The sequence below is a fragment of the Exiguobacterium qingdaonense genome (assembly GCF_018617855.1).
GTDB classification, from domain to species: domain Bacteria; phylum Bacillota; class Bacilli; order Exiguobacteriales; family Exiguobacteriaceae; genus Exiguobacterium; species Exiguobacterium qingdaonense.
Genome location: NZ_JACSKY010000004.1, coordinates 49,099 through 69,619 on the forward strand (window position 1 = coordinate 49,099; position 20,521 = coordinate 69,619).

General features: G+C 48.3%; 22 protein-coding genes. 9 read left to right on the plus strand and 13 right to left on the minus strand.

The window, feature by feature from the left end; genetic code table 11:
- Position 1: 1 nt before the first annotated feature.
- Genes menB through menC form a run of 3 tightly spaced genes read left to right on the plus strand, consistent with a single transcriptional unit; the run spans position 2 to position 3,302 of the window.
- A complete protein-coding gene (gene menB, locus KNP00_RS06545; RefSeq protein WP_215143408.1) occupies positions 2–826 on the plus strand; it encodes a 1,4-dihydroxy-2-naphthoyl-CoA synthase in 825 nt (274 codons plus the stop codon).
- 50 nt (positions 827–876) lie between these two features.
- The gene (gene menE / locus KNP00_RS06550) at positions 877–2,235 is read left to right on the plus strand and encodes an o-succinylbenzoate--CoA ligase (RefSeq protein WP_215143409.1); all 1,359 of its coding nucleotides are present in this window, start codon (positions 877–879) and stop codon (positions 2,233–2,235) included.
- Positions 2,232–3,302, plus strand: a complete 1,071-nt coding sequence (gene menC, locus KNP00_RS06555) for an o-succinylbenzoate synthase (protein WP_215143410.1) — start codon at positions 2,232–2,234, stop codon at positions 3,300–3,302. The genes menE and menC overlap by 4 nt, the downstream gene beginning before the upstream one ends.
- Before the next feature lie 52 nt (positions 3,303–3,354).
- On the opposite strand, the gene map is transcribed toward menC, so the two are convergent.
- From map to KNP00_RS06580, 5 genes are all read right to left on the minus strand, one after another.
- Entirely contained in the window at positions 3,355–4,104 is a 750-nt protein-coding gene (gene map / locus KNP00_RS06560) for a type I methionyl aminopeptidase (protein ID WP_215143412.1), read from the minus strand.
- A gap of 14 nt (positions 4,105–4,118) precedes the next feature.
- On the minus strand, positions 4,119–5,303 hold the full coding sequence (locus tag KNP00_RS06565) for an EAL-associated domain-containing protein (protein WP_215143414.1): 1,185 nt from the start codon (positions 5,301–5,303) through the stop codon (positions 4,119–4,121).
- A 40-nt stretch (positions 5,304–5,343) separates the two neighbouring features.
- On the minus strand, positions 5,344–5,595 hold the full coding sequence (locus KNP00_RS06570) for a hypothetical protein (protein WP_215143416.1): 252 nt from the start codon (positions 5,593–5,595) through the stop codon (positions 5,344–5,346).
- Positions 5,596–5,695: 100 nt separating this feature from the next.
- Entirely contained in the window at positions 5,696–7,225 is a 1,530-nt protein-coding gene (gene cshA, locus KNP00_RS06575) for a degradosome RNA helicase CshA (RefSeq protein WP_240542758.1), read from the minus strand.
- A 168-nt stretch (positions 7,226–7,393) separates the two neighbouring features.
- Positions 7,394–8,245 (minus strand): CvfB family protein, encoded by an 852-nt coding sequence (locus KNP00_RS06580; RefSeq protein WP_215143420.1) that lies wholly within the window; start codon positions 8,243–8,245, stop codon positions 7,394–7,396.
- Positions 8,246–8,533: 288 nt separating this feature from the next.
- Between KNP00_RS06580 and KNP00_RS06585 the strand changes: the two genes are divergently transcribed.
- From KNP00_RS06585 to KNP00_RS06605, 5 genes are all read left to right on the plus strand, one after another.
- The gene (locus tag KNP00_RS06585) at positions 8,534–8,686 is read left to right on the plus strand and encodes a hypothetical protein (RefSeq protein ID WP_215143422.1); all 153 of its coding nucleotides are present in this window, start codon (positions 8,534–8,536) and stop codon (positions 8,684–8,686) included.
- A 128-nt stretch (positions 8,687–8,814) separates the two neighbouring features.
- Entirely contained in the window at positions 8,815–9,057 is a 243-nt protein-coding gene (locus tag KNP00_RS06590) for a hypothetical protein (protein ID WP_215143424.1), read from the plus strand.
- Between the two features lie 87 nt (positions 9,058–9,144).
- Positions 9,145–9,405, plus strand: coding sequence for a hypothetical protein (locus KNP00_RS06595; RefSeq protein WP_215143426.1), 261 nt, complete (start codon positions 9,145–9,147; stop codon positions 9,403–9,405).
- Positions 9,406–9,484: 79 nt separating this feature from the next.
- On the plus strand, positions 9,485–10,186 hold the full coding sequence (locus KNP00_RS06600) for a lysophospholipid acyltransferase family protein (protein ID WP_215143429.1): 702 nt from the start codon (positions 9,485–9,487) through the stop codon (positions 10,184–10,186).
- Entirely contained in the window at positions 10,183–12,081 is a 1,899-nt protein-coding gene (locus tag KNP00_RS06605) for an ABC-F family ATP-binding cassette domain-containing protein (RefSeq protein WP_215143431.1), read from the plus strand. The genes KNP00_RS06600 and KNP00_RS06605 overlap by 4 nt, the downstream gene beginning before the upstream one ends.
- Positions 12,082–12,092: 11 nt before the next feature.
- Here the strand turns inward: KNP00_RS06605 and KNP00_RS06610 are convergent, their stop codons facing one another.
- The 6 genes from KNP00_RS06610 to KNP00_RS06635 all read right to left on the minus strand — a co-directional run bounded on the left by KNP00_RS06610 (position 12,093) and on the right by KNP00_RS06635 (position 16,104).
- A complete protein-coding gene (locus KNP00_RS06610) occupies positions 12,093–12,626 on the minus strand; it encodes a GNAT family N-acetyltransferase (protein ID WP_215143433.1) in 534 nt (177 codons plus the stop codon).
- Entirely contained in the window at positions 12,623–13,258 is a 636-nt protein-coding gene (locus KNP00_RS06615; RefSeq protein WP_215143435.1) for a response regulator, read from the minus strand. Before KNP00_RS06615 ends, KNP00_RS06610 begins: the two co-directional genes overlap by 4 nt.
- A 2-nt stretch (positions 13,259–13,260) precedes the next feature.
- Positions 13,261–14,283, minus strand: a complete 1,023-nt coding sequence (locus KNP00_RS06620; RefSeq protein WP_215143437.1) for a sensor histidine kinase — start codon at positions 14,281–14,283, stop codon at positions 13,261–13,263.
- Entirely contained in the window at positions 14,280–14,969 is a 690-nt protein-coding gene (liaF, locus tag KNP00_RS06625) for a cell wall-active antibiotics response protein LiaF (protein WP_215143439.1), read from the minus strand. Before liaF ends, KNP00_RS06620 begins: the two co-directional genes overlap by 4 nt.
- A 78-nt stretch (positions 14,970–15,047) precedes the next feature.
- Positions 15,048–15,692, minus strand: a complete 645-nt coding sequence (locus KNP00_RS06630) for a PspA/IM30 family protein (RefSeq protein WP_215143441.1) — start codon at positions 15,690–15,692, stop codon at positions 15,048–15,050.
- Between the two features lie 22 nt (positions 15,693–15,714).
- Entirely contained in the window at positions 15,715–16,104 is a 390-nt protein-coding gene (locus tag KNP00_RS06635; protein ID WP_215143443.1) for a lmo0954 family membrane protein, read from the minus strand.
- A 245-nt stretch (positions 16,105–16,349) separates the two neighbouring features.
- Between KNP00_RS06635 and rsgA the strand changes: the two genes are divergently transcribed.
- A complete protein-coding gene (gene rsgA, locus KNP00_RS06640; protein ID WP_215143445.1) occupies positions 16,350–17,315 on the plus strand; it encodes a ribosome small subunit-dependent GTPase A in 966 nt (321 codons plus the stop codon).
- A gap of 39 nt (positions 17,316–17,354) precedes the next feature.
- Here rsgA and pflA read toward each other — a convergent pair whose 3' ends face one another.
- Together pflA and pflB are read right to left on the minus strand one after the other, a co-directional pair.
- Positions 17,355–18,071: a pyruvate formate-lyase-activating protein gene (gene pflA, locus KNP00_RS06645; RefSeq protein ID WP_215143447.1), complete on the minus strand. Its 717-nt coding sequence runs from the start codon at positions 18,069–18,071 to the stop codon at positions 17,355–17,357.
- A 56-nt stretch (positions 18,072–18,127) separates the two neighbouring features.
- A complete protein-coding gene (gene pflB / locus KNP00_RS06650) occupies positions 18,128–20,374 on the minus strand; it encodes a formate C-acetyltransferase (RefSeq protein WP_215143448.1) in 2,247 nt (748 codons plus the stop codon).
- Positions 20,375–20,521 lie beyond the last annotated feature (147 nt).

Here is a 20,521-nt window from a genome sequence, read left to right on the forward strand (position 1 = left end):
AATGGAATCAGTAGCGAACTGGACATCGGTCCGTACGTACGAAGACATTAAATATGAGACATGGAACGGGATTGCAAAAATCACGATCAACCGTCCCGAGGTGCGCAACGCGTTCCGTCCGTTGACGGTCAATGAATTGATTGACGCATTCGCAAGGGCTCGCGATGATAAAGAAGTCGGCGTCATCATCTTGACAGGTGAAGGTGAAAAGGCGTTCTGTTCAGGCGGAGACCAAAAGGTTCGAGGACATGGCGGCTATGTCGGGGAAGATGAAATCCCACGCTTGAACGTTCTCGACCTTCAACGCTTAATTCGCGTCATTCCAAAACCGGTCATTGCCATGGTCGCAGGTTTTGCAATCGGTGGTGGGCACGTCCTCCACGTTGTCTGTGACTTGACGATCGCAGCGGACAACGCCCGCTTCGGACAAACAGGCCCTAAAGTCGGTTCGTTCGATGCAGGATACGGGTCTGGTTACTTAGCTCGCATCATTGGACATAAGAAAGCTCGTGAAATCTGGTACCTTTGCCGTCAATACGGTGCACAAGAAGCGCTCGACATGGGGCTCGTCAACACAATCGTCCCACTCGACCAACTCGAAGCTGAAACAATCAAATGGTGCCAAGAAATCTTGCAACACTCACCGACAGCTCTTCGTTTCTTGAAAGCAGCAATGAACGCAGATACAGATGGTCTTGCCGGACTTCAGCAACTCGCTGGAGACGCAACGCTTCTCTACTACACGACAGATGAAGCAAAAGAAGGACGCGATGCGTTCAAAGAAAAACGTGACCCTGACTTCGGTCAATTCCCACGTTTCCCTTAATTTTTCGAGAGAGTAGCGATGTCGCTACTCTTTTTTTGGAGGTGACAAACATGTATGAATGGATTCGTAAACACCCTGCTTCACATGTCGCCCTTGTGACAGCGGAAGCACGATTGACATGGGAGATGGTACGCACGGAGAGCCTTCGACTTGCCCAATTCATCCATGAACAGGCCCCTACAGCCCAAACAATTGGCATCCTTGCTAAAAACAGCAAAGATTATGTCATCGCGATTCATGCGGTGCATCTGCTCGGAAGAGTGCTCGTGCCGCTGAATACACGGCTGACCGAAAAGGAAGTGCGGAATCAGTTAAAAACCGCAAAAGTGGACCTCCTTCTCGTAGACGAAGAAAACGATTTGTCCATCACGCAACTTCTGGTGACACGTCGGGCCACTTCATGTTTCACCGAGACATATGAGTGGAAAAAAAATGAAACCATGTCGCTCATGTTCACTTCCGGTACGACGGGTCGAGCTAAAGCAGTGCAACAGACGTACGGCAATCATCTTGCAAGTGCCCGTGCCGCTGAAGCACATTTGGATTATCGCTCATCAGACCGCATACTCACGGTAACACCACTCTTTCACATGAGCGGACTGTCTCAAGTATATCGAAGTGCGATCATCGGTTCGAGGCTTTATGTCGAGCCTCGTTTTGACGTCAATCGAACACTTCATCTAGTTGAAGCGGAAGGCATCACGCAACTGTCGCTCGTTTCCGTCATGCTTCAACGATTACTCGACGCTGGACTCGAAAAGCACCATCTCCGCACGTTACTCGTCGGCGGCGGACCAGTTCCTCGCCCACTCTTGGAAGAAGCGGAACAAAGGCAACTCCCCATTGCACAGACATACGGGATGACCGAGACGTGCTCTCAAGTTGCCACGTTGCTCCCGCGCGAGGCGCTTTCGCGTATCGGTTCAAGTGGTCAGGCGATTGCCCCAACAATCGTTCGAATCAATGCAGAAGGAGAAATCGAAGTAAAAGGTCCGACCGTGACGAGTGGGTACTTCGAACAACCCGAAGCGGATCCTTGGACGGATGACGGCTACTGGCGTACAGGTGACCTCGGTACGATGGAAGATGGTTACTTATATGTACACGACCGCAGAAGCGATCTTATCATTTCTGGTGGCGAAAACGTCTATCCCGCTGAAATTGAAGCCACGATGTTACGATGCTCCGGCATTCAAGATGTCGGAGTCACGAAACAATCACACCCGACTTGGGGAGAGGTCCCGCTTGCCTTCGTCGTCGGCTCCTACGACCCGACCGAGATGCAGATGATTCTTGATGCACAGCTTGCCAAATACAAACATCCGATTGCAATCCATCGCGTACAAAACCTGCCACGAAACGCAAACGGCAAATTAATGCGTCATCGCCTAAAGGAGCTACTGACATGATTAAACGTGCTGACCTTTCCATCGTCCCATTGACATTTAAACACCCGGTCGTGACGGCGCATACTGTCTTATCCGTCAGAAGAACAGTCATCCTTCGTCTTGAGACGGTAGACGGGGCGGTCGGTGTCGGTGAGGGTGTTGCCTTCGAGACACCGTGGTACACAGAAGAAACGACTCAATCGATGATTGATACGTCAAAACTGATTTTCAATCTTTTAAAGGGAAAAACGGTCACGACGGACATGTTCCCAGACTTTGTCTCATCCATCATCGGTCAACGGATGGCGAAAGCGATGTGGGAGAGTGCATTATGGGAGATAGAGGCGAGACGCGCGAACAAATCACTCAAGTCACACTTGAATGCCGGGGACTCCGTCTCCTGCGGACGGACGATTGGGATCGGGTTACTGAATCAGACGATGCACTCGATTGAAATGGCGTTAGCTGACGGATTCGAACGAATCAAATTAAAGGCGTCTCCAAATGAATTGTTGCCTGCATTGGGCGAAATCCGCACCGTTTTTCCCGACGCACCACTCATGATCGACTTAAACGGAAGCGCATCCGATCAACCGATAGAATGGTTCGAACAAATCGACACCCATCGGTTATTGATGATTGAACAACCGTATCCGAGCCGCCAGTTCGCCAAATCGGCGACTCTTCAACAAAAACTCAAGACGCCAATCTGCCTCGATGAGTCGATTACGTCTTACGACGATGTGGAAACGATGACGCAACTCGGCGCGGGTAAAATCGTCAATATTAAACCTGCACGTGTAGGTGGTTTCAGTGAGGCGTTACACATTCGGAAACATGGGACACCGTACTGGGTCGGTGGGATGTATGAATCTGGAATCGGAAGGTATCACACGCTTTTATTTGCTTCGCTCAGCGGCTCGAGCTTCCCGGCGGACATGTCGGGGACGAGCGCTTACTTCGAGCAAGATTTGCTCGATACACCGCTTGAGGTCGAGAATGGGAAGTTGACGCTTCCGGATTCGGTACAACCAGACTGGGATGTAATTGAACAGCTACGCGAAGAAGTGATTTCATTGCAAACATAAAGAAGGTGCGGTTCACGAGAACCACACCTTCTTTATGTTTTGCGAAGCAATTTCACCGGAACGATCCCGTTAACACTTCATATCCATCTTCTGTGACAACGACCGTATGCTCGAACTGCGAAACAAGACTCTTGTTCGGAGTGAAGAGCGTCCAACCATCCTCTTCCGATTGATAGACGATTTCATCCTTTGTCGAGATGAACGTCTCTACGGCAATCACTTGGCCGACTTTTAAGAGCTGATTCTCTTCACGACTGTAATAGTTCGAAATCGTTTCCGGCTCACCATGTAACGTCCGACCGAGGCCATGTCCAGCCAAGTTACGGATGACCGTGAATCCGTTCTTTCTCGCGTCAGCATAGATGGCTTTTCCAATCTGATTGACTTTTACGCCCGCCTTCACTTTGCTCAGTCCGGCCTCGAGCGACGTCAACGACACCTCTACCAAGCGTTCGTGCTGAGGTGTTTTTGCCGTCCCGGCAATCACTGTACGACCCGTATCTGCGTAATACCCATCCTTCACAGCGGAGACGTCGACGTTTACGATGTCCCCTTCTTGAATGACCTCTTCCCCAGGGATTCCATGGGCAGCGACATCGTTAAGTGAGATACATGTATAACCAGGAAACTCATACATTGTGATTGGCGCAGAAGCCGCACCTTCCTCTTCTAAGATACGCTGACCAATCGCATCCAACTCCTTCGTCGTCATACCGGGCTTGACCGCTTTCGCCATCTCGTCTCGTGCAAGCGCAACGATTCGACCAATTTCGCGTAGCGCATCGTAATCATAATCTAACATCGTCAATCTTCCTTTCAGTCTAATAATCGATTCTTATATAAATATTCTTCTGATATGTCAGCAAACAAGAACATGCCGCCCGGTAACGGGTAGCTGAACGTACGTGTCACTTCGTTTGAACTGAAATCACGATAGTCTCCGGATAGATATCCACGCCCCCGGACATCCATCGCCGCCATCGTCTGAATGAAGTACGGTCGGAAACTCCAGTTATAACCCCGATACGTGTTATCAACACGCCATTCTCCATTCACACAGTAAACGTTCGCGCTCGTCTGAAAGCCTGTCTGATCCGTCAAATAATAACGGACAAACACCTCTTCAAGTTTTGGTGCGATATACAGTACCCATTCATCTTTTTTATCTTGAGACCACTTCCCAGATTGAACCAACTCCCCGATTCGACGATGCAGTTCAAACTCAAGTTCGTATAAACGGTTCAACCGCATTTGATCATGTAAAAAGAACGAAGGTACTTCTTGTGTCAACACGCCCATCCCTTTGATTTCTTGTTCAGGACGCTCAGCTTCTAATCCGAGCAGACCACCCATATAATAGCGCCCGCCATGTTGCCAAGCATACCGGAGTTGTCCGAGATGGTTGATGGATTTGAACAGAAGCGGCGCCCCAAGTTTTGAGGCGATATATTCCATCGTCTGAAGCATATTCGGATACGTGACCGATAATGTCTTTTTCTCGACCATCGTCGCCAAATCGACAAGCAATAGTTCCGGTGCGAGCGTCATGATATCCTCGATACTCGTTGATTCGGCAAAATCTAACGCAATCTTCAATCCGTAGGACCGATAGTATTGAATGACGCGTGACAGTCTTGGAACGTCGACCAAGTCTGTTCCTTGTAGCGTCACGTAAATGCGGTGTAGCGGAAAGTTCAGCTCACGTAACGGGGTTAAAAACGCCTCGCCCCCTTCTTCGAGAATCCACTCTGACCGGCATCTGAACGTGACGAATGGTTTTGCATCACGAAGTTGCTCTGCCGCCAATTGTTCCATTCGTTGGGCGATGTCCAACTGATACTCGAGGGGAACGTCATCATCATAAAAAAACGGTGTCAATGACTCGCCACGAAAGCGTCCATGTACCATATATCCTTCCACTTGAAACGTCGCCGCTCCGAGAATTGGTTCATATGTCACCATCACTTCTTCAGGATGAACCATCACTTCTACCGCATCCACAATACATCACCTCTTCGTTAAATACGAAAACGAGCTACATTCAGCTCGTTCGCGTGTGTACGTACATATAGGCACCAAAACAAGCAATGAAATAGACGATACTCATCACGCCGTATGCAATGCCCATCTTTCCGCCTACTCCAATGGCTAACACTAAGAAAATCATCGCGCCAAACAACAATGTCGCCACAGGGATATAACGAAAGTTAGGACGGTCCGTCTTCGACACGATTGGTTTTAATGCAAACACACAACCAAGTAGCACAAGGAGACCGAAACTTAATTCCACCATCCGTTGACACCTCATCCTTCCATCTCTACTCAACTAGTGTAGCACGACACTACAAAAAAAGCCGCAAATCCACTTAAGGAAATGCGGCATTTCATGATGATTAGTCACGCGGACGACGTGGACCACGGTCATCCGAGCGACGACGATCGTCACCACCACGGTATGATCCTTTACGGTCTCCACTGCGTCCATCACGACGGTCGCCACCGCGTCCACCACGACGGTCGCCACCACGGCCACCGCCACCACCGCGACGGTCGTTACGACCACGGTATCCACCACGATCGTTGCGGCCACCTTGGCGTTTCACACGAACTGGTTCAGCGTACGAGATTTCAACAGGTGTTGAATCTGGCTCTTTCGTCAATCCACGAAGGGCAGCAGCGAGAATTTCGACTGCTTCGTACTCTTCAAGAAGTTCTGTTGCAAGTTGCGTGTAAGCTTTGAAGTCGCCCGCTTGAACGCGTTCGATCAACTCTTCAGCTGCTTGTTTTTGGTTTCCTTCGAGTACTTCCGCGATTGTCGGTACGTGACGACGATTCATGCGTTTGTTCGTTACACGCTCGATTGCCTTCACTTGTCCAAACTCACGTGGCGTGATGAACGTGAGGGCTGTACCTGTCTTACCAGCACGACCTGTACGACCGATGCGGTGTACATAGCTCTCTGGGTCTTGTGGTACATCGAAGTTGTAAACGTGTGTGACACCTGAAATGTCAAGTCCACGTGCAGCAACGTCTGTCGCTACCAAGATATCAATCGTTCCGTTTTTGAAACGACGAATGACTTGGTCACGTTTCGATTGCGTCAAGTCTCCGTGAAGACCGTCTGCAGTATATCCGCGTTTGATAAGTGCTTCTGTCACTTCATCTACACGTTTTTTCGTACGAGCGAAGATGATGCTAAGTTCCGGTGAGTCGATATCGATCAAACGGCAGAGCGTATCGAATTTTTGACCTTCGCGCAATTCGATGAACTGTTGGTTGATGTTCTCAACTGTCATCTCTTTCGCTTTTACTTTAATGATTGTCGGCGACTTCATGAAACGCTCAGCAATCTTTTTGATTTGTGGTGGCATCGTTGCCGAGAAGAGAAGCGTTTGACGCTCTTCAGGAAGACCTGCCAAAATCGTTTCGATATCTTCAACGAAGCCCATGTTGAGCATTTCGTCCGCTTCATCCAAGATGACTGTTTGAATGTCATCAAGTTTGATCGTCTTACGCTTCATGTGGTCCATGAGACGTCCTGGTGTCGCTACGACGATTTGTGGGTTCTTTTTCAAACCACGGATTTGACGGTCGATTTGCTGACCACCGTAAACAGGAAGTGCGTAAACGCGCTTCGCTTCTCCGATTTTGTTTAATTCTTCTGCAACTTGAATCGCAAGTTCACGTGTCGGTGCAAGAACGAGTGCTTGGACTTGACGTGCCTTTGAGTCGATTCGCTCAATTGTCGGAATACCGAAAGCTGCTGTTTTCCCTGTACCTGTTTGCGCTTGTCCTAATACGTCCACTCCTGTGAGTGCAACAGGAATCGTCTCAGCTTGGATCGGTGTTGCTTCTTCGAAGCCCATTTTGTGTACACCTTTTACTAATGCTTCACTTAATTGTAAATCTTGGAATTTTGTCAAATTATATTCTCCTTTGTTCATACAAAAAACGTCTGAGTTCAGTTTGACAGATCTACAGACGTTTTCTCAATGTTTCCTCATAGTCAACTTTATTAACTATAACGTATTTATTCCTAAAATGAAAGAAATACATTTTTAAACTTTCATGTCACCTGAACATGAGTTATCTTATTTCAATTTATAACCGTTGTCGAGTTTTTCAACTTGCTTCTGTTTCAACAGTTTTCCGAGCGCTCGTTTGAATGCGGCTTTACTCATTCCGAACTCGCGATCGATGACATCTGGTGACGTCTTGTCGCCATATGGCATTTGACCACCGCGTTCTTCAATGTAAGACAGGATGCTCGCCGCGTCACCATCAATCGCCTCATACGCTCGTGGCTTCATCGAAACGAGGACCGTACCATCTTGTTTGACTTGCGTCACACGGACGGTCAACTGTTCTCCGAGACGTGGCCAACGCGTCATCTCTGCCTCATGCAAGAAACCAAGTGATTCCCCTTCGACCCATACGTTGACGCCCACTTCTCGTTTATTGACGACGATGGCCTGAACGTCTTGGTTGCTCCACTCCTCTTTTGAAGGACGTGCTAACAAGTTTAAATACGAGTACGGTGCAGGGTCCCCAAGTAAACGTCCTTTTTGGTCATACTTCAATCGAATACATAGTCGATCCTCTGCTTGAGGCCAATACGAACGATTCTCTGGTAAATCGTCCATCGATACGAGAACATCCTTTTGAATCCCGATATTGACGAAGACCCCTGTGTTGTACCGAACTCCTGTCACCTCAAACCATTCATGCTCATCAAATGAAACCGACGGAATCGTCATCGTTGATGCGAGACGCCCTTCCGAGTCATGATATAAGAATACACGAACCGTTTGGCCAATCGTCACTTCTTCCGTTTGTTCTTTTCGATGAAGGAGTACCTCTTCGCGACCGTTACTAATGAATACTCCAAAATCAGCAGAACGTTCCGCGACTAAGTCTACTACTTCTCCTGCGCGCAATGCCATGACACCCACATCCTTTTCTAAGCTATTACTGTCAGTATACCTATCTACACACGTTCCTAATCATATCATGTTCTCTTTCAACATTATGAACAAATATGTCGAAAGTGTGAACGTATTTTCATCCCCCTACATGCCGATGATGAATAGAACCTACTTGATTTATTAAAATTTTGTGACAATTTTGTGAACGCTTTTCTTTCTGCTAGTATCCTATTTTTGAAAACGTTATTATATAGGAAGTGTCCGATATAAATTAGGTTTCATTTAAGAGGGATCGGGGGATATTAAATGTTTGATATACAGTCTCGTTCATTTGCAAAACGTTTCACAAAAGGTTTACTCGTCGCCTTTTTCGCATTACTCGCATCACTAAGCTTCATTTTCTCAAACGGTGTCGACACGGATGTATCGTCATCTTCGACTTATATGACTCAAGAGTAAACGCCATTCAGCCAACTGGAGGCGTTTTTTCTTTGTAAATCTAAACAGGATTTTCAAAAAAGAGGTCGAATACGATTAAAAGACCTTGCCTTTTTCTTTCATACCCTTTAAGAAAAGGAGACTTCGCTATGATTTTTTATTTTCTCACAACGATCTTGTCTACCGCAGGCCTCGCTTTCTTGTTCCAGTCTCAACTGTACAAAGATCCGATTGGAACATTTTTATTTGCTGTCTTAATTGCGATGGGACTTTCTTCCTTCAAACAACTGTTCATGCAGACGAATGATTTTTTTGTGGAAAGACGAAATCAAAAACGAATCAAACGCGTCGTCGCAAGAATGCATTCGACGACCCGGAGGCGCTCTACATAACGCTCGTCTTCCCACGCCACATTTGGTATCCTATGAAGGAACAGACATCGTACCATCGATTTATAATCGCAGGAGGCACAAAAACGTATGAATGAAATCCCTTTATCGAATGAATGGCTACTTCGCTACTCACCTGTCATGGAACTTTGGCTAAAGGAAGACGGCATTTTACTTGTCGATGATGACAATCAAATTCGTCTCACCCTCGAAATCGGAAATGATCAGGCCATGCAAATCAAAAGTGTAGAACAAGACGGCGCCTATTTTGTCGTCGATCCTGTAAATAAACGAATTACGTTCGAGCTTGAGGAAGAGGAAGAAGAAAGCGATTCTCGCTTTTGGGAATAATGATTCATGCCGTAGGGTCGGATTCTCGTCAAGAGAAGAAGACTCTTTCTTGTTGTCATGATGAGAGGAGAAAAATAGAATGATTCGAACAGCCGTATGGTTTATCTCATTTTTTGCTGTGTTACCAATCACCATCCCGTTTTTACAGAAAGCAAAAAAAATCGAGCCCCCAATGCGTTATCGCTATGTACAAGATATCGCCTATAAATGGGCGCAGTTTTTATTAAAAATCGCCGGTGCGGATATCCGGGTCCACGGACAAGAACAGATTCCAGATGAACCGGTCGTTTACGTATCAAACCACCAAGGGAACTTTGATGTTCCCATCATGTTGACGGCCACGAAACGACCGAAGGCGTTCATCTCAAAAATCGAAGTCCAAAAGTTCCCGATTATCCCGCGTTGGATGGAAATGATGGGTTGCATTTTCATCGACCGTAACGATCGCCGGCAATCGATTAAAGCGATTCGTTCCGGTGTCGAAACGATTCAGTCCGGTCAATCGATGATCGTCTTCCCCGAGGGTACACGCTCAAAAGGTGGCCCTATGAAAGAGTTCAAAGCCGGTAGCTTGACACTCGCGACATCAAGCGGAGCCAAAATTGTCCCTGTCGCCATTCAAGGGAGCTACAAACTGTTAGAGGCTAAAAACCGAATCACTCCGGCAACAGTTGATGTCACGTTCCTGCCGGCAATCGACCCGACCGATTTACCAAACAAAGAAATCGCAGCTACAATCGAATCGGCCATCCGGAGACAGATTGAAGGAGAGAACGCATGAGCTTATTGATGATTGAAGGCATGCATAAAGAGTTTGCCGACAAAGTACTATTTGACGATGTGACGATGACGATTCATCCTGGCGACCGTATCGGGATCATCGGAGTGAACGGTTCTGGTAAGTCGACATTTATGAAAATCATCGCCGGTGCCGAGACGGCAGACCGGGGAACGATGCAACATCCTAATGATTATCGGATTCGCTATTTGACCCAAACCGTTCAATTCGGTGAGGGACAAACGATTCTTGACGCTTTGTTCACGAGTGATACTCCGTCCGTCCAAGCACTGAAACAATTTGAGCGTGCCCGTCAAGCACTCGAATCGAACCCGACGAGCGAACAGTTACTCGAACGCTTCATGAAGGCTCAACACGCCGTCGATGCCGCAGACGCCTGGGAGACAGAGGCAAAACTGAAGTCGATTTTAAACCGTCTCGGACTCCCAGACGTGTCAGTCGATGTGAATGCTCTATCCGGTGGACAACAAAAACGGGTCGCCCTCGCCGCTGCATTACTTGACGAGGCGGACTTGCTCCTTTTAGACGAGCCGACGAATGAACTTGATGCCGATACGATTGCTTGGCTCGAGACGATGCTGGCCGATTACCGAGGGGCCATCCTTCTCATTACTCACGACCGCTACTTCTTGAATCGTGTCACGAATCACATTTTAGAAATCGCAGACGGGACGAGTTACTTCTATAACGGAAATTATGAGCTATTCCTTGAAAAACGTGCCGAACGAAAAGCACGGGCACAGTCGATGGAACAAAAGCGACAAAATATTTTACGACGCGAACTTGCATGGCTACGTCGTGGCGCCAAAGCCCGGACGACGAAACAAAAAGCACGCATTCAACGCGTCGAAGATTTGAAACATCAAGAGAGCTTGGCTGAAGAAGAAACGCTCGACGTCTCGGTCGGCTCACGTCGCCTCGGTAAAAAAGTCATTGAAGTCGAAAACGTGTCTTTCGGATACGATGATTCCTTACTGATTCGAGAGTTCCATTGGATTTTCGGTCGACGTGAACGCTACGGCATCGTCGGACCGAACGGGAGCGGGAAATCAACCCTCATGAACTTGCTCGCGAAACGTCTAGAACCGTCCGATGGCACAATCGTGCATGGGGAAACAGTTCATCTTGGCTATTACGGTCAACAAGTCGAGTTTGAAGATGAAGCAAGACGTGTCATCGATGAGATCGAACGTATCGCAAAAGTCATCTACACACCGGACGGCGAGACCATCACGGCCGGTCAAATGCTCGAACGCTTCCTCTTCTCACCGGATGCGCAATATAAACCGATTGCGAAGTTGTCTGGTGGTGAAAAGCGACGCCTCGTCCTGCTCCGAATCCTTATGGATGAACCGAACGTCTTGTTTCTTGACGAGCCGACAAACGATTTGGATACGGAGACGTTGTCCGTACTCGAAGATTATTTGGAGTCCTTCCCAGGAACGGTCATCGCCGTCAGTCACGACCGCTATTTCTTAGACCGTGTCGCTAGCCAGTTGATTGCGTTCGAAGACGGGGCAATTCAGGTGTATCATGCGGAATATAGTGACTACTTGGCCATGCGCCAAGAAGAGGGTCGTCAAATAAAGAAAGAAAAAGAACCGAGAGAGAAAAAAGAGCGTGTGAAGTCAGAAGTCGTAAAATTCACCTTCAAAGAACAGAAGGAATGGGACACGATCGAGGAAGATATCGCCGCACTTGAAGAACAGATTGAAGCGCAGGAAGCGACACTTGCATCAGCGGGCAGCGACCTCGGCAAAGTGAATGAACTGTATGCGACGATTGCAGAATTGAAAGAAACACTCGATGCGAAGATGGAGCGTTGGACGTACCTATCTGAAATCGATGAACAAATACAGGAACAGAAAAAAGGCTAGGTCGAGATGACCTAGCCTTTTGTCATATAGCTATACATATAGACGTCATGGGCTTGCCCGCGTTGTCGCATGTAGTTATGTAGACGTCCTTCTTGAACAAATCCATTCTTCTCTAGCATACGTTGCGATGGGAGATTGTCGATATGGACGACGGCCCCGACACGTTCAATCTCACACGTCACAGCAAACTGAAGCGCCGCATGAAGGGCTTCAGTCGCATAGCCCGCACGCCAATATTCCGGCCTGAGTTCATAGCCTATTTCAGCACGACGGTGCGATGGAGCCCGATTGTGAAAACCGATTGTTCCGAGCAACACGTCTGATTCGCAATGCTCAATTGCAAAACGGATGACCGCTCCGATTTCGATTTGCGCGAGCATATGCGTAAGCATCTGTTCCGTATCATCTAACGTCCGATGTGGCTCCATGCCGTAGTGACGTAGCACGTGTTCATTTGAAAAGATGTCGAAAACGTGCGGACCGTCCTCCATTTGGAGAGGACGCAGTCGGAGACGCTCCGTCTCAATGACAGGGAGCTTGGTCATCCTTTACTGACCAAGTTATGTTGGAACGCATAGACGACTGCCTGTGTCCGGTCATAGACGTCAAGCTTCGTCAAAATGTTCGACACGTGTGTCTTCACCGTTTTTAGTGAAATGAATAACTCGTCGGCAATCACTTGATTCGACTTTCCTTCCGCCATTAGTTGCAAAATCTCTTTTTCTCGGGCAGTGAGACTCTCGTGAAGCGTCATTTCCGGATGACGTAGACGCTCGAGCATTTTTCCCGTCACCTGGGCGGCCATGACCGGATTGCCGGCAGCGGTTTGACGAATCGCATCTGCGATTTCGTTTGCATTCGCTGTCTTGAGGACATAGCTCATCGCACCAGCTTCGATGACCGGATACACTTTCTCATCATCCAAGAAACTCGTCACGACTAATATTTTCGCCTCTTTCCAACTTGCTTTAATTCGTTTCGTCGATTCGACTCCGTCAACGGGCTCCATAACCAAGTCCATGAGGACAACGTCCGGCTTTTCAGCAATCGCAAGCTCCGCTCCCGTCGCTCCGTCGGACGCTTCGCCGACAACTTCGATGTCCGGTTGTGTCGATAAAAAGGCAGATACGCCCGCCCGAACCATTTCGTGATCATCAATTAATACGACTCGAATCATCATTACCCCTCCACTTGTTGTTTCACACGTACTTCGATTTGCGTCCCGACATTCGGCACACTGACCAGCCTCAATGTTCCACCGACTTCGGCTGTGCGCTCTCTTATCGATTGTAATCCATATGAGGCGACTTGTGTATCGTCCACATTAAATCCGATTCCGTCATCATTAATCTTTAAAATGACCGTCTGTTGAACGGTACGCATCTCAATCTCTAGACGCGTCGCTTTTGCGTGCCGTAACGTGTTGCTGATGGCTTCCTGAACAATCCGAAACAATTCATTTTCAGTGTGTCGGGACAGTTTCACTTCTTCTAATCGCCAGACGAGTTCGGTCGACTGCTTACGGGACAGTTCCTCTAACAAACGCTCGATTCCCGTCTTTAACGTCATACCTTCTAGTTCGACCGGCCGAAGCTGCAGGAGCAACGAGCGCATCTCTGCTTGTGCCGTTTGAGCCATGAGCTCGACTTGCGCCATTTGTTTACTCGCTAGTTCCGGTTTCGTCTGCATCGTTTGTTTGACCGCTGTCGTCATCATCGAAATGGCATATAGCTGCTGACTCACCGAGTCATGAAGTTCGCGCGCGACGCGTCGTCTTTCTTCAACGACGGCTTCACTGCGTGCCTCTTCCACACTAAGGGGACGCTCGCCAACCCGCTTCGCCATCTCGACCATCTCTTGGCGCTGTTTTGAAACGCGGACGATGCGCTCGAGCGTATCCCGGTAAGGGGACAAGGGACGAAATGTGATATCTTTTTGATTTTCTAGTTTCCACAGGGCATTGGCAACTTCCCGAAAGTCTCGGCGCAAATAAAAATACGAACCGACACCAAAAATACTCCCAATCAAGACAGCGATCACTAAGATGGACACACCGAAAGGCAACCCTTCTTCACGTGAAAACAAGTCGCTCAGTGAAGTCGAGTCACCTATGAGAAACGCTACTGTAATCAAGAAAGCCGTCAAAAGACTACTGAACAACTGATGCCAGACGACCGTTCGTGGATAAGAGTCTTTTTTCATACCGTCATCACCTCGACACTTCCGCTCATGAGCACGATATGAATCCGAACTTTCCGTGTGGCTTGGACATAGTCGTCAGACGCTGTATAGAACCGGCGATTGAACACGGGTGAATAGTTCGATTCATCGACCTGTACTTTCCCAAATCCGATTGACGCATCAATCGAATAATCATAACCGGCCGGAATGAGGATTCGGATGTCTCCAGCTAGTCCATTGAGGAGCAAGAATGTCTCCCCTTCCGGAATAATCGCTTGAGACAGGTCCATCTCGACATCTCTGAGTAAGAAGAACTCATTTGTATCACGTAAAACGTAATGTCCCGATTCTTTCATACCAAATGAAAAGGCTTGTTCTTGGCGAAGGGGTGTCCGAATTTTCGATTCTCCAGGTCGATTCTTATACAGGCGATAACCGAATAATAATAAGAGCCCGGAGAGCACGAATCCGAATGCGGCAGATGAGAAAATCAAGCCAATTAGAAGAATGCCACCCATCGCATAGAAGATATAACTTGCTGACTGTTTACCCCGACGGCTGAAACGTCGTCCGATATAGAGGAGAAGCAATGGGAGGATCATGCTGAATAAGACACTATTTCCACCCGTCACGATATCGATGAAGAGTCCGACTGAAAATAAAATAATCATGAATCCAATAATTTGACGTGTGTTCCAACGTTCCATGTCCATTCCTCCTTTCTGATTATATGTATGAAGCAAAGAAAGCGATGACCTTATTCAGGTCATCGCCGAACCGTCGCCTCACTCTTGTTTAAAGCGACGCTCCAGTTCTTTCAATTTTGCTTCAAAATCATCTTCGTCCGCTTGTGTGTCTTGTTTCTCTTCAGCAGACTCTTCTTTCTTTTCTTCCTCAGTGAAAGGATGAGGCTGTGATGTGCTCTGACCAAAAATTTGATCGAGTGCCCCTTTTAACAGATCAAGGTTTTCACGCATCGCGAACTCATAACGTTTGTTCTGCATCTCATCGAGCTTGAGTTTCATCTCGAGTGCACGACGCTCGAGTGCATCCAATTCACGCTTCCCTTCATCAATCAAGCCTTCAAAATAACGGTACTGCTCCCCATAATGTTTCGACTCGAGCGCTGCACGTTCTGCCAACTTCTCTTCATCAGCTTGTTTTGCCAGCTCCGTCTGTTCATATCGTTTATCCGCCATTTTTTTGGCGTCGTCACGTTTTTCAGCAAGTTCGGCGAGCAATGTGCGTTGGCGTTCCACGAGTCGCTCGACCGATAACGCTTCTTTCTCGGCCCCACGGATGTGACGATTCAGTTCAGCCTCGCCACTTGAACGTGGCATTTCTTTATCTTGATACTTCTTCACTTCTTTTGAAATTTCTTTCGTCAACTCATTCGCTAATTCACGAAACTGATCAAACGGTGTCTTCATGGTGAATCCTCCTTATGAAATCTTAACGACGATTAACAAATTTTTGCCACACTTGATCGAACTGTTGGAAGCTGCTACGGCCAGCACGAGTTCCATCCGCATCTAAAATCTCGACATCCGGATCTCGTTTTCGTCCCGTATACATCATATACCCCTTAAACAACAACCATGCCACAATTACTCCGACGAGTGCCCAAATGTTCGAGAGCATCGTCCCAATCCCAACGACAGCAAGGATTCCGAAACCAACTTTAGCACCGATGTGTGTCACGGCCTGAAAACGGACCCCAGCCCAAAGCGTCAAGAGAGCTCCTAATCCGAACAAAATCATATTCGGTAAAGCGCCGATTAACACGAGCGCTAGAGCGATCCCGGCCACGATGAACAGCACCTTTTTCACTTGGTGATTCATCTGTCATCCCTCCTTATTAAGTACACTCTTATCATAATACGTTTTTTTGTTTAGGTCGACGAGCGGAAGGCTTGTTTCGCCTCGGTCTGTAGACCGAGATGTTATCGTTTCCAACAACTGTGGTACACTAATTTTATCGAACAATGAAAGGATGATGTTTTATGAGCAACATGATGAATGCACGCCACCTAATGTCAGCAAATCGGAGGGCTGTCGTCCTCCATCATTAAAAGGAGGATTCTAATTTGATTCAACAAACTGAAACGGGACGTGTCACGGCACAGTTCCAACATCTCTACACGGTATCCATCGGGGAGAACGCTTATATGTGCGGGGTTTCCGGGAAATTTCGACATGAGGCGACGAGCGAACGGGATTATCCGGTCATTGGCGATTATGTCACGATTCAAGTTCGCGAGCATGGTCAAGGTACGATTCACCATCTCCTTGAGCGTCGAACCGTTCTATCTCGAGCGGCCGCCGGCAACGAGACGCGTGAACAACTGATCTGCGCGAATGTCGACTACGTTCTGATCACGATGGCGTGTGGACACGACTTCAACATCCGCCGCCTAGAACGCTATACGCTAGCCGCATGGGATACCGGTGCCATCCCGATCATCGTCTTGACGAAAACCGATCAAGTCGACTCCGTCGACCCATTGCTCGAAGACATTGAGCTGAACGCACCTGGAATTCAAGTGTTTCCCGTCAGTGCCGTGACGGGAGAAGGTGTCGCCGAACTTCGGCATGCGTTACCGGGCGAGAGCACGATTGCCTTCGTCGGTTCGTCCGGCGTCGGAAAATCTACACTGACGAACGCCCTTGCCCACGAGACACTTGCTGTCACACAATCTGTCCGGGCGCAAGACGAGCGCGGGAAACATACGACGACACACCGCGAACTGTTCCGCATCGATGACTTATACGTCATCGACACACCAGGGATGCGAGAATTCGGATTATGGGAAGGAAGCGAGCATCTAGATGAGACGTTTCGTGATATCGAAGCACTTGCCGAGACATGCCGTTTCCGCGACTGTTCTCATCAAAAAGAGCCGGGTTGCGCCGTCCAAGAGGCACTCACGAACGGTACACTAGATGCGAAACGCTATGCGAGCTACGTCAAACTTGAGCGGGAGCTTCTCTATATCGAGAAGAAGCAGGCAGAACATGCTCGCGCGTTAGAAAAAAAGAAAAAGCGAGTATAACGTAAAACAAGCGCAGGCCGCTCGGCCAGCGCTTGTTTTTTATACGGTTCCCTGCAAGATGCCTTCCGCCCACTCGACTTCATCAGAGGTCGGGGGTTTCGTGCCTCTAAGTGGATAATCCAGTCCGAGCGCCTCCCATTTATAGACGCCCATCTCATGGTACGGTAAGATTTCGACTTTCTCGACATGGTCTAGCTTTTGAATGAACGCGGCGGTGCGACGAAGCGCTCCTTCTTCAAGCGTCCAACCAGGGACGAGGACGTGGCGAATCCACATTTTCGTTCCGCGCTCGGAAAGGTGTTCGGCAAGCGCGAGCGTGTTGACATTGCTACGTCCCGTCAACTTCTTACACATGTCGTCGTCGATATGCTTGATATCAAGCAAGACGAGATCTGTGTGATCTAAAATCGCATCCAAATTAGGGGGACGGAGTGCACCGGACGTATCAAGTGTCGTATGAAGCCCATGTTTTTTCGCTTCGCGCAACAGCGCCTCTAAAAATTCAGGTTGCGCAAGCGGATCTCCACCAGAGATGGTGATGCCACCGTTCGATGCTTCCATGAACGGACGATAGCTGAGCGCCTCTTGGATGACGTCTTCAGCCGAACGGTGATTATTTTTTTTGAAATCCCACGTGTCCGCATTATGGCAGTACAAGCAACGTAACGCACAACCTTGTAAAAAGACGATGAAGCGAATGCCGGGGCCGTCAACTGTTCCGAATGATTCGACCGAGTGTACATATCCCATTGTCATCGAAATGACCTCCTAACGAATGAGCGGCCCTCCGTAGAAGGCCGCTAAGCCTTTATTTATAACGAACCGTGGAACGTACGGTTGATGACATCAATCTGTTGCTCACGCGTCAACTTGATGAAGTTGACTGCATATCCAGATACACGGATTGTGAGTTGTGGGTACTCTTCAGGATGTTCCATCGCGTCAAGGAGCGTCTCACGATTGAAGACGTTGACGTTCAAGTGATGTCCTTTATGCTCTCCACTCATATACCCATCGAGAAGTGCCGCCAAATTGAGTTCGCGTGCGACTTCTTCTTTTCCGAGTGCTTTCGGTACGATTGAAAATGTGTAAGAGATTCCGTCTTGTGCGTGTTCAAACGGAAGCTTCGCCACAGATGAGAGAGAGGCAGCTGCACCTTTCGTATCTCGTCCATGCATCGGGTTCGCTCCTGGCGCGAACGGTTCACCGGCACGGCGACCGTCTGGTGTGTTTCCTGTTTTCTTACCATATACGACGTTTGATGTGATCGTGAGAACCGATTGCGTATGAAGCGCGTCACGATACGTTTTATGCTTCCGCACTTTTTCCATGAACGATTCGACGAGCTCGACGGCGATCGCATCGACACGGTCGTCATTGTTTCCGAATTTCGGGAAGTCCCCTTCTGTCTCGAAGTCGACGATGATTCCCTCTTCGTTACGGACCGGTTTGACGTTCGCATATTTGATTGCCGAGAGACTGTCTGCCGTGACCGAGAGACCGGCGATTCCACATGCCATCGTCCGTAAGATTTCAGGGTCATGGAGTGCCATTTCGATTCGCTCATATGCATATTTGTCATGCATGAAGTGAATGACATTGAGCGTGTTGACATATAGCTCTGCCAACCAGTCGAGTGTACGATCGAAGTCGGCGTACACTTTCTCATATGTGAGCACGTCTTCCGTATTCATTTCCCAAGTCGGAGCGATTTGAGCACCGTTCTTCTCATCACGTCCGCCGTTCATGCTATAGAGAAGGGCTTTCGCCATGTTGGCGCGTGCACCAAAGAACTGCATTTGCTTGCCAATTTTCATCGGTGATACACAACATGCGATACCGTAGTCGTCACCAAATTGTGGCATCATCAAATCATCATTTTCATATTGAATGGCCGATGTTTCAATCGACATTTTCGCACAGTATTGTTTGAAGCCTTCTGGAAGCTTCGTTGACCAGAGAACAGTCAAGTTCGGTTCTGGGGCAGGTCCGAGGTTTGTGAGTGAATGTAAGAATCGGAACGAGCTCTTCGTGACGTTCGAGCGACCATCTTCACTCATTCCACCGATCGACTCTGTCACCCAAGTCGGGTCACCTGAGAATAGCTCATTGTAGTCCGGTGTGCGTAAGAATTTGACGATCCGAAGCTTCATGATGAAGTGGTCGACGATTTCTTGAACATCGGACTCCGTCAAACGACCAGCCTCGATGTCACGCTCTGCGTACACATCAAGGAACGTTGAGACGCGCCCGAGTGACATCGCCGCACCATTTTGTTCTTTGATCGCCGCGAGGTATGCCAAGTACACCCATTGATAGGCTTCTTGCGTATTTTCCGCAGGACGACCGAGGTCGAATCCGTATGCGGCTCCGAGTTGTTTAAGTTCTTGGAGGGCACGAAGTTGTTCATTCAATTCTTCCCGGTCACGGATATCTGCTTCAGATAAAAAGCCACCGCGTTTCGCCAAGTCTTTTTTACGCTCCGCCATCAAGAAGTCAATTCCATAGAGAGCGACGCGGCGATAGTCACCGATGATCCGTCCACGTCCATACGCATCCGGAAGACCTGTGATGACACCCGATTTACGGGCAGCCCTCATCTCTGGTGTATAGGCATCGAAAACACCTTGGTTATGTGTCTTACGAATATCCGAATAAATTTTTGTAACCTCTTGATCCGGCTCGAAGCCGTATGATTCGAGTGCGGCATCCACCATACGGATCCCGCCGTTCGGGTGAATCGAACGTTTGAATGGCTCATCCGTTTGAACACCGACGACTTTTTCTAACTCTTTATTCAAGTAACCTGGTCCATGCGACACGATCGTCGATGGTGTGTGTTGATCGACGTCCCAGACGCCTCCACGTTCACGTTCCTCTTTTGTCAGTTCCATCACACGATTCCAAAGAACGTTCGTCGCTTCTGTCGGACCTGCCAAGAACGCGTCGTCCCCTGTGTATTCATGACGATTCAAACGGATAAATTCACTGACGTTCACTTCATTCGTCCATTGACCAGGAACAAAACCTGACCATGCGGATTTGATTTCAGTTGCCATGTTGATTCACTCCTCATTCTCGAAAGTAACTGCCTGCTATCTATACTTGAAGTGTACGTGAAAACGTGAACAATATGTTTTACATTCTTGTGAAACTTGTAACAATCTTATGAACGTGATGAAATAGCCGTTTTTGAAAGCGTTTTA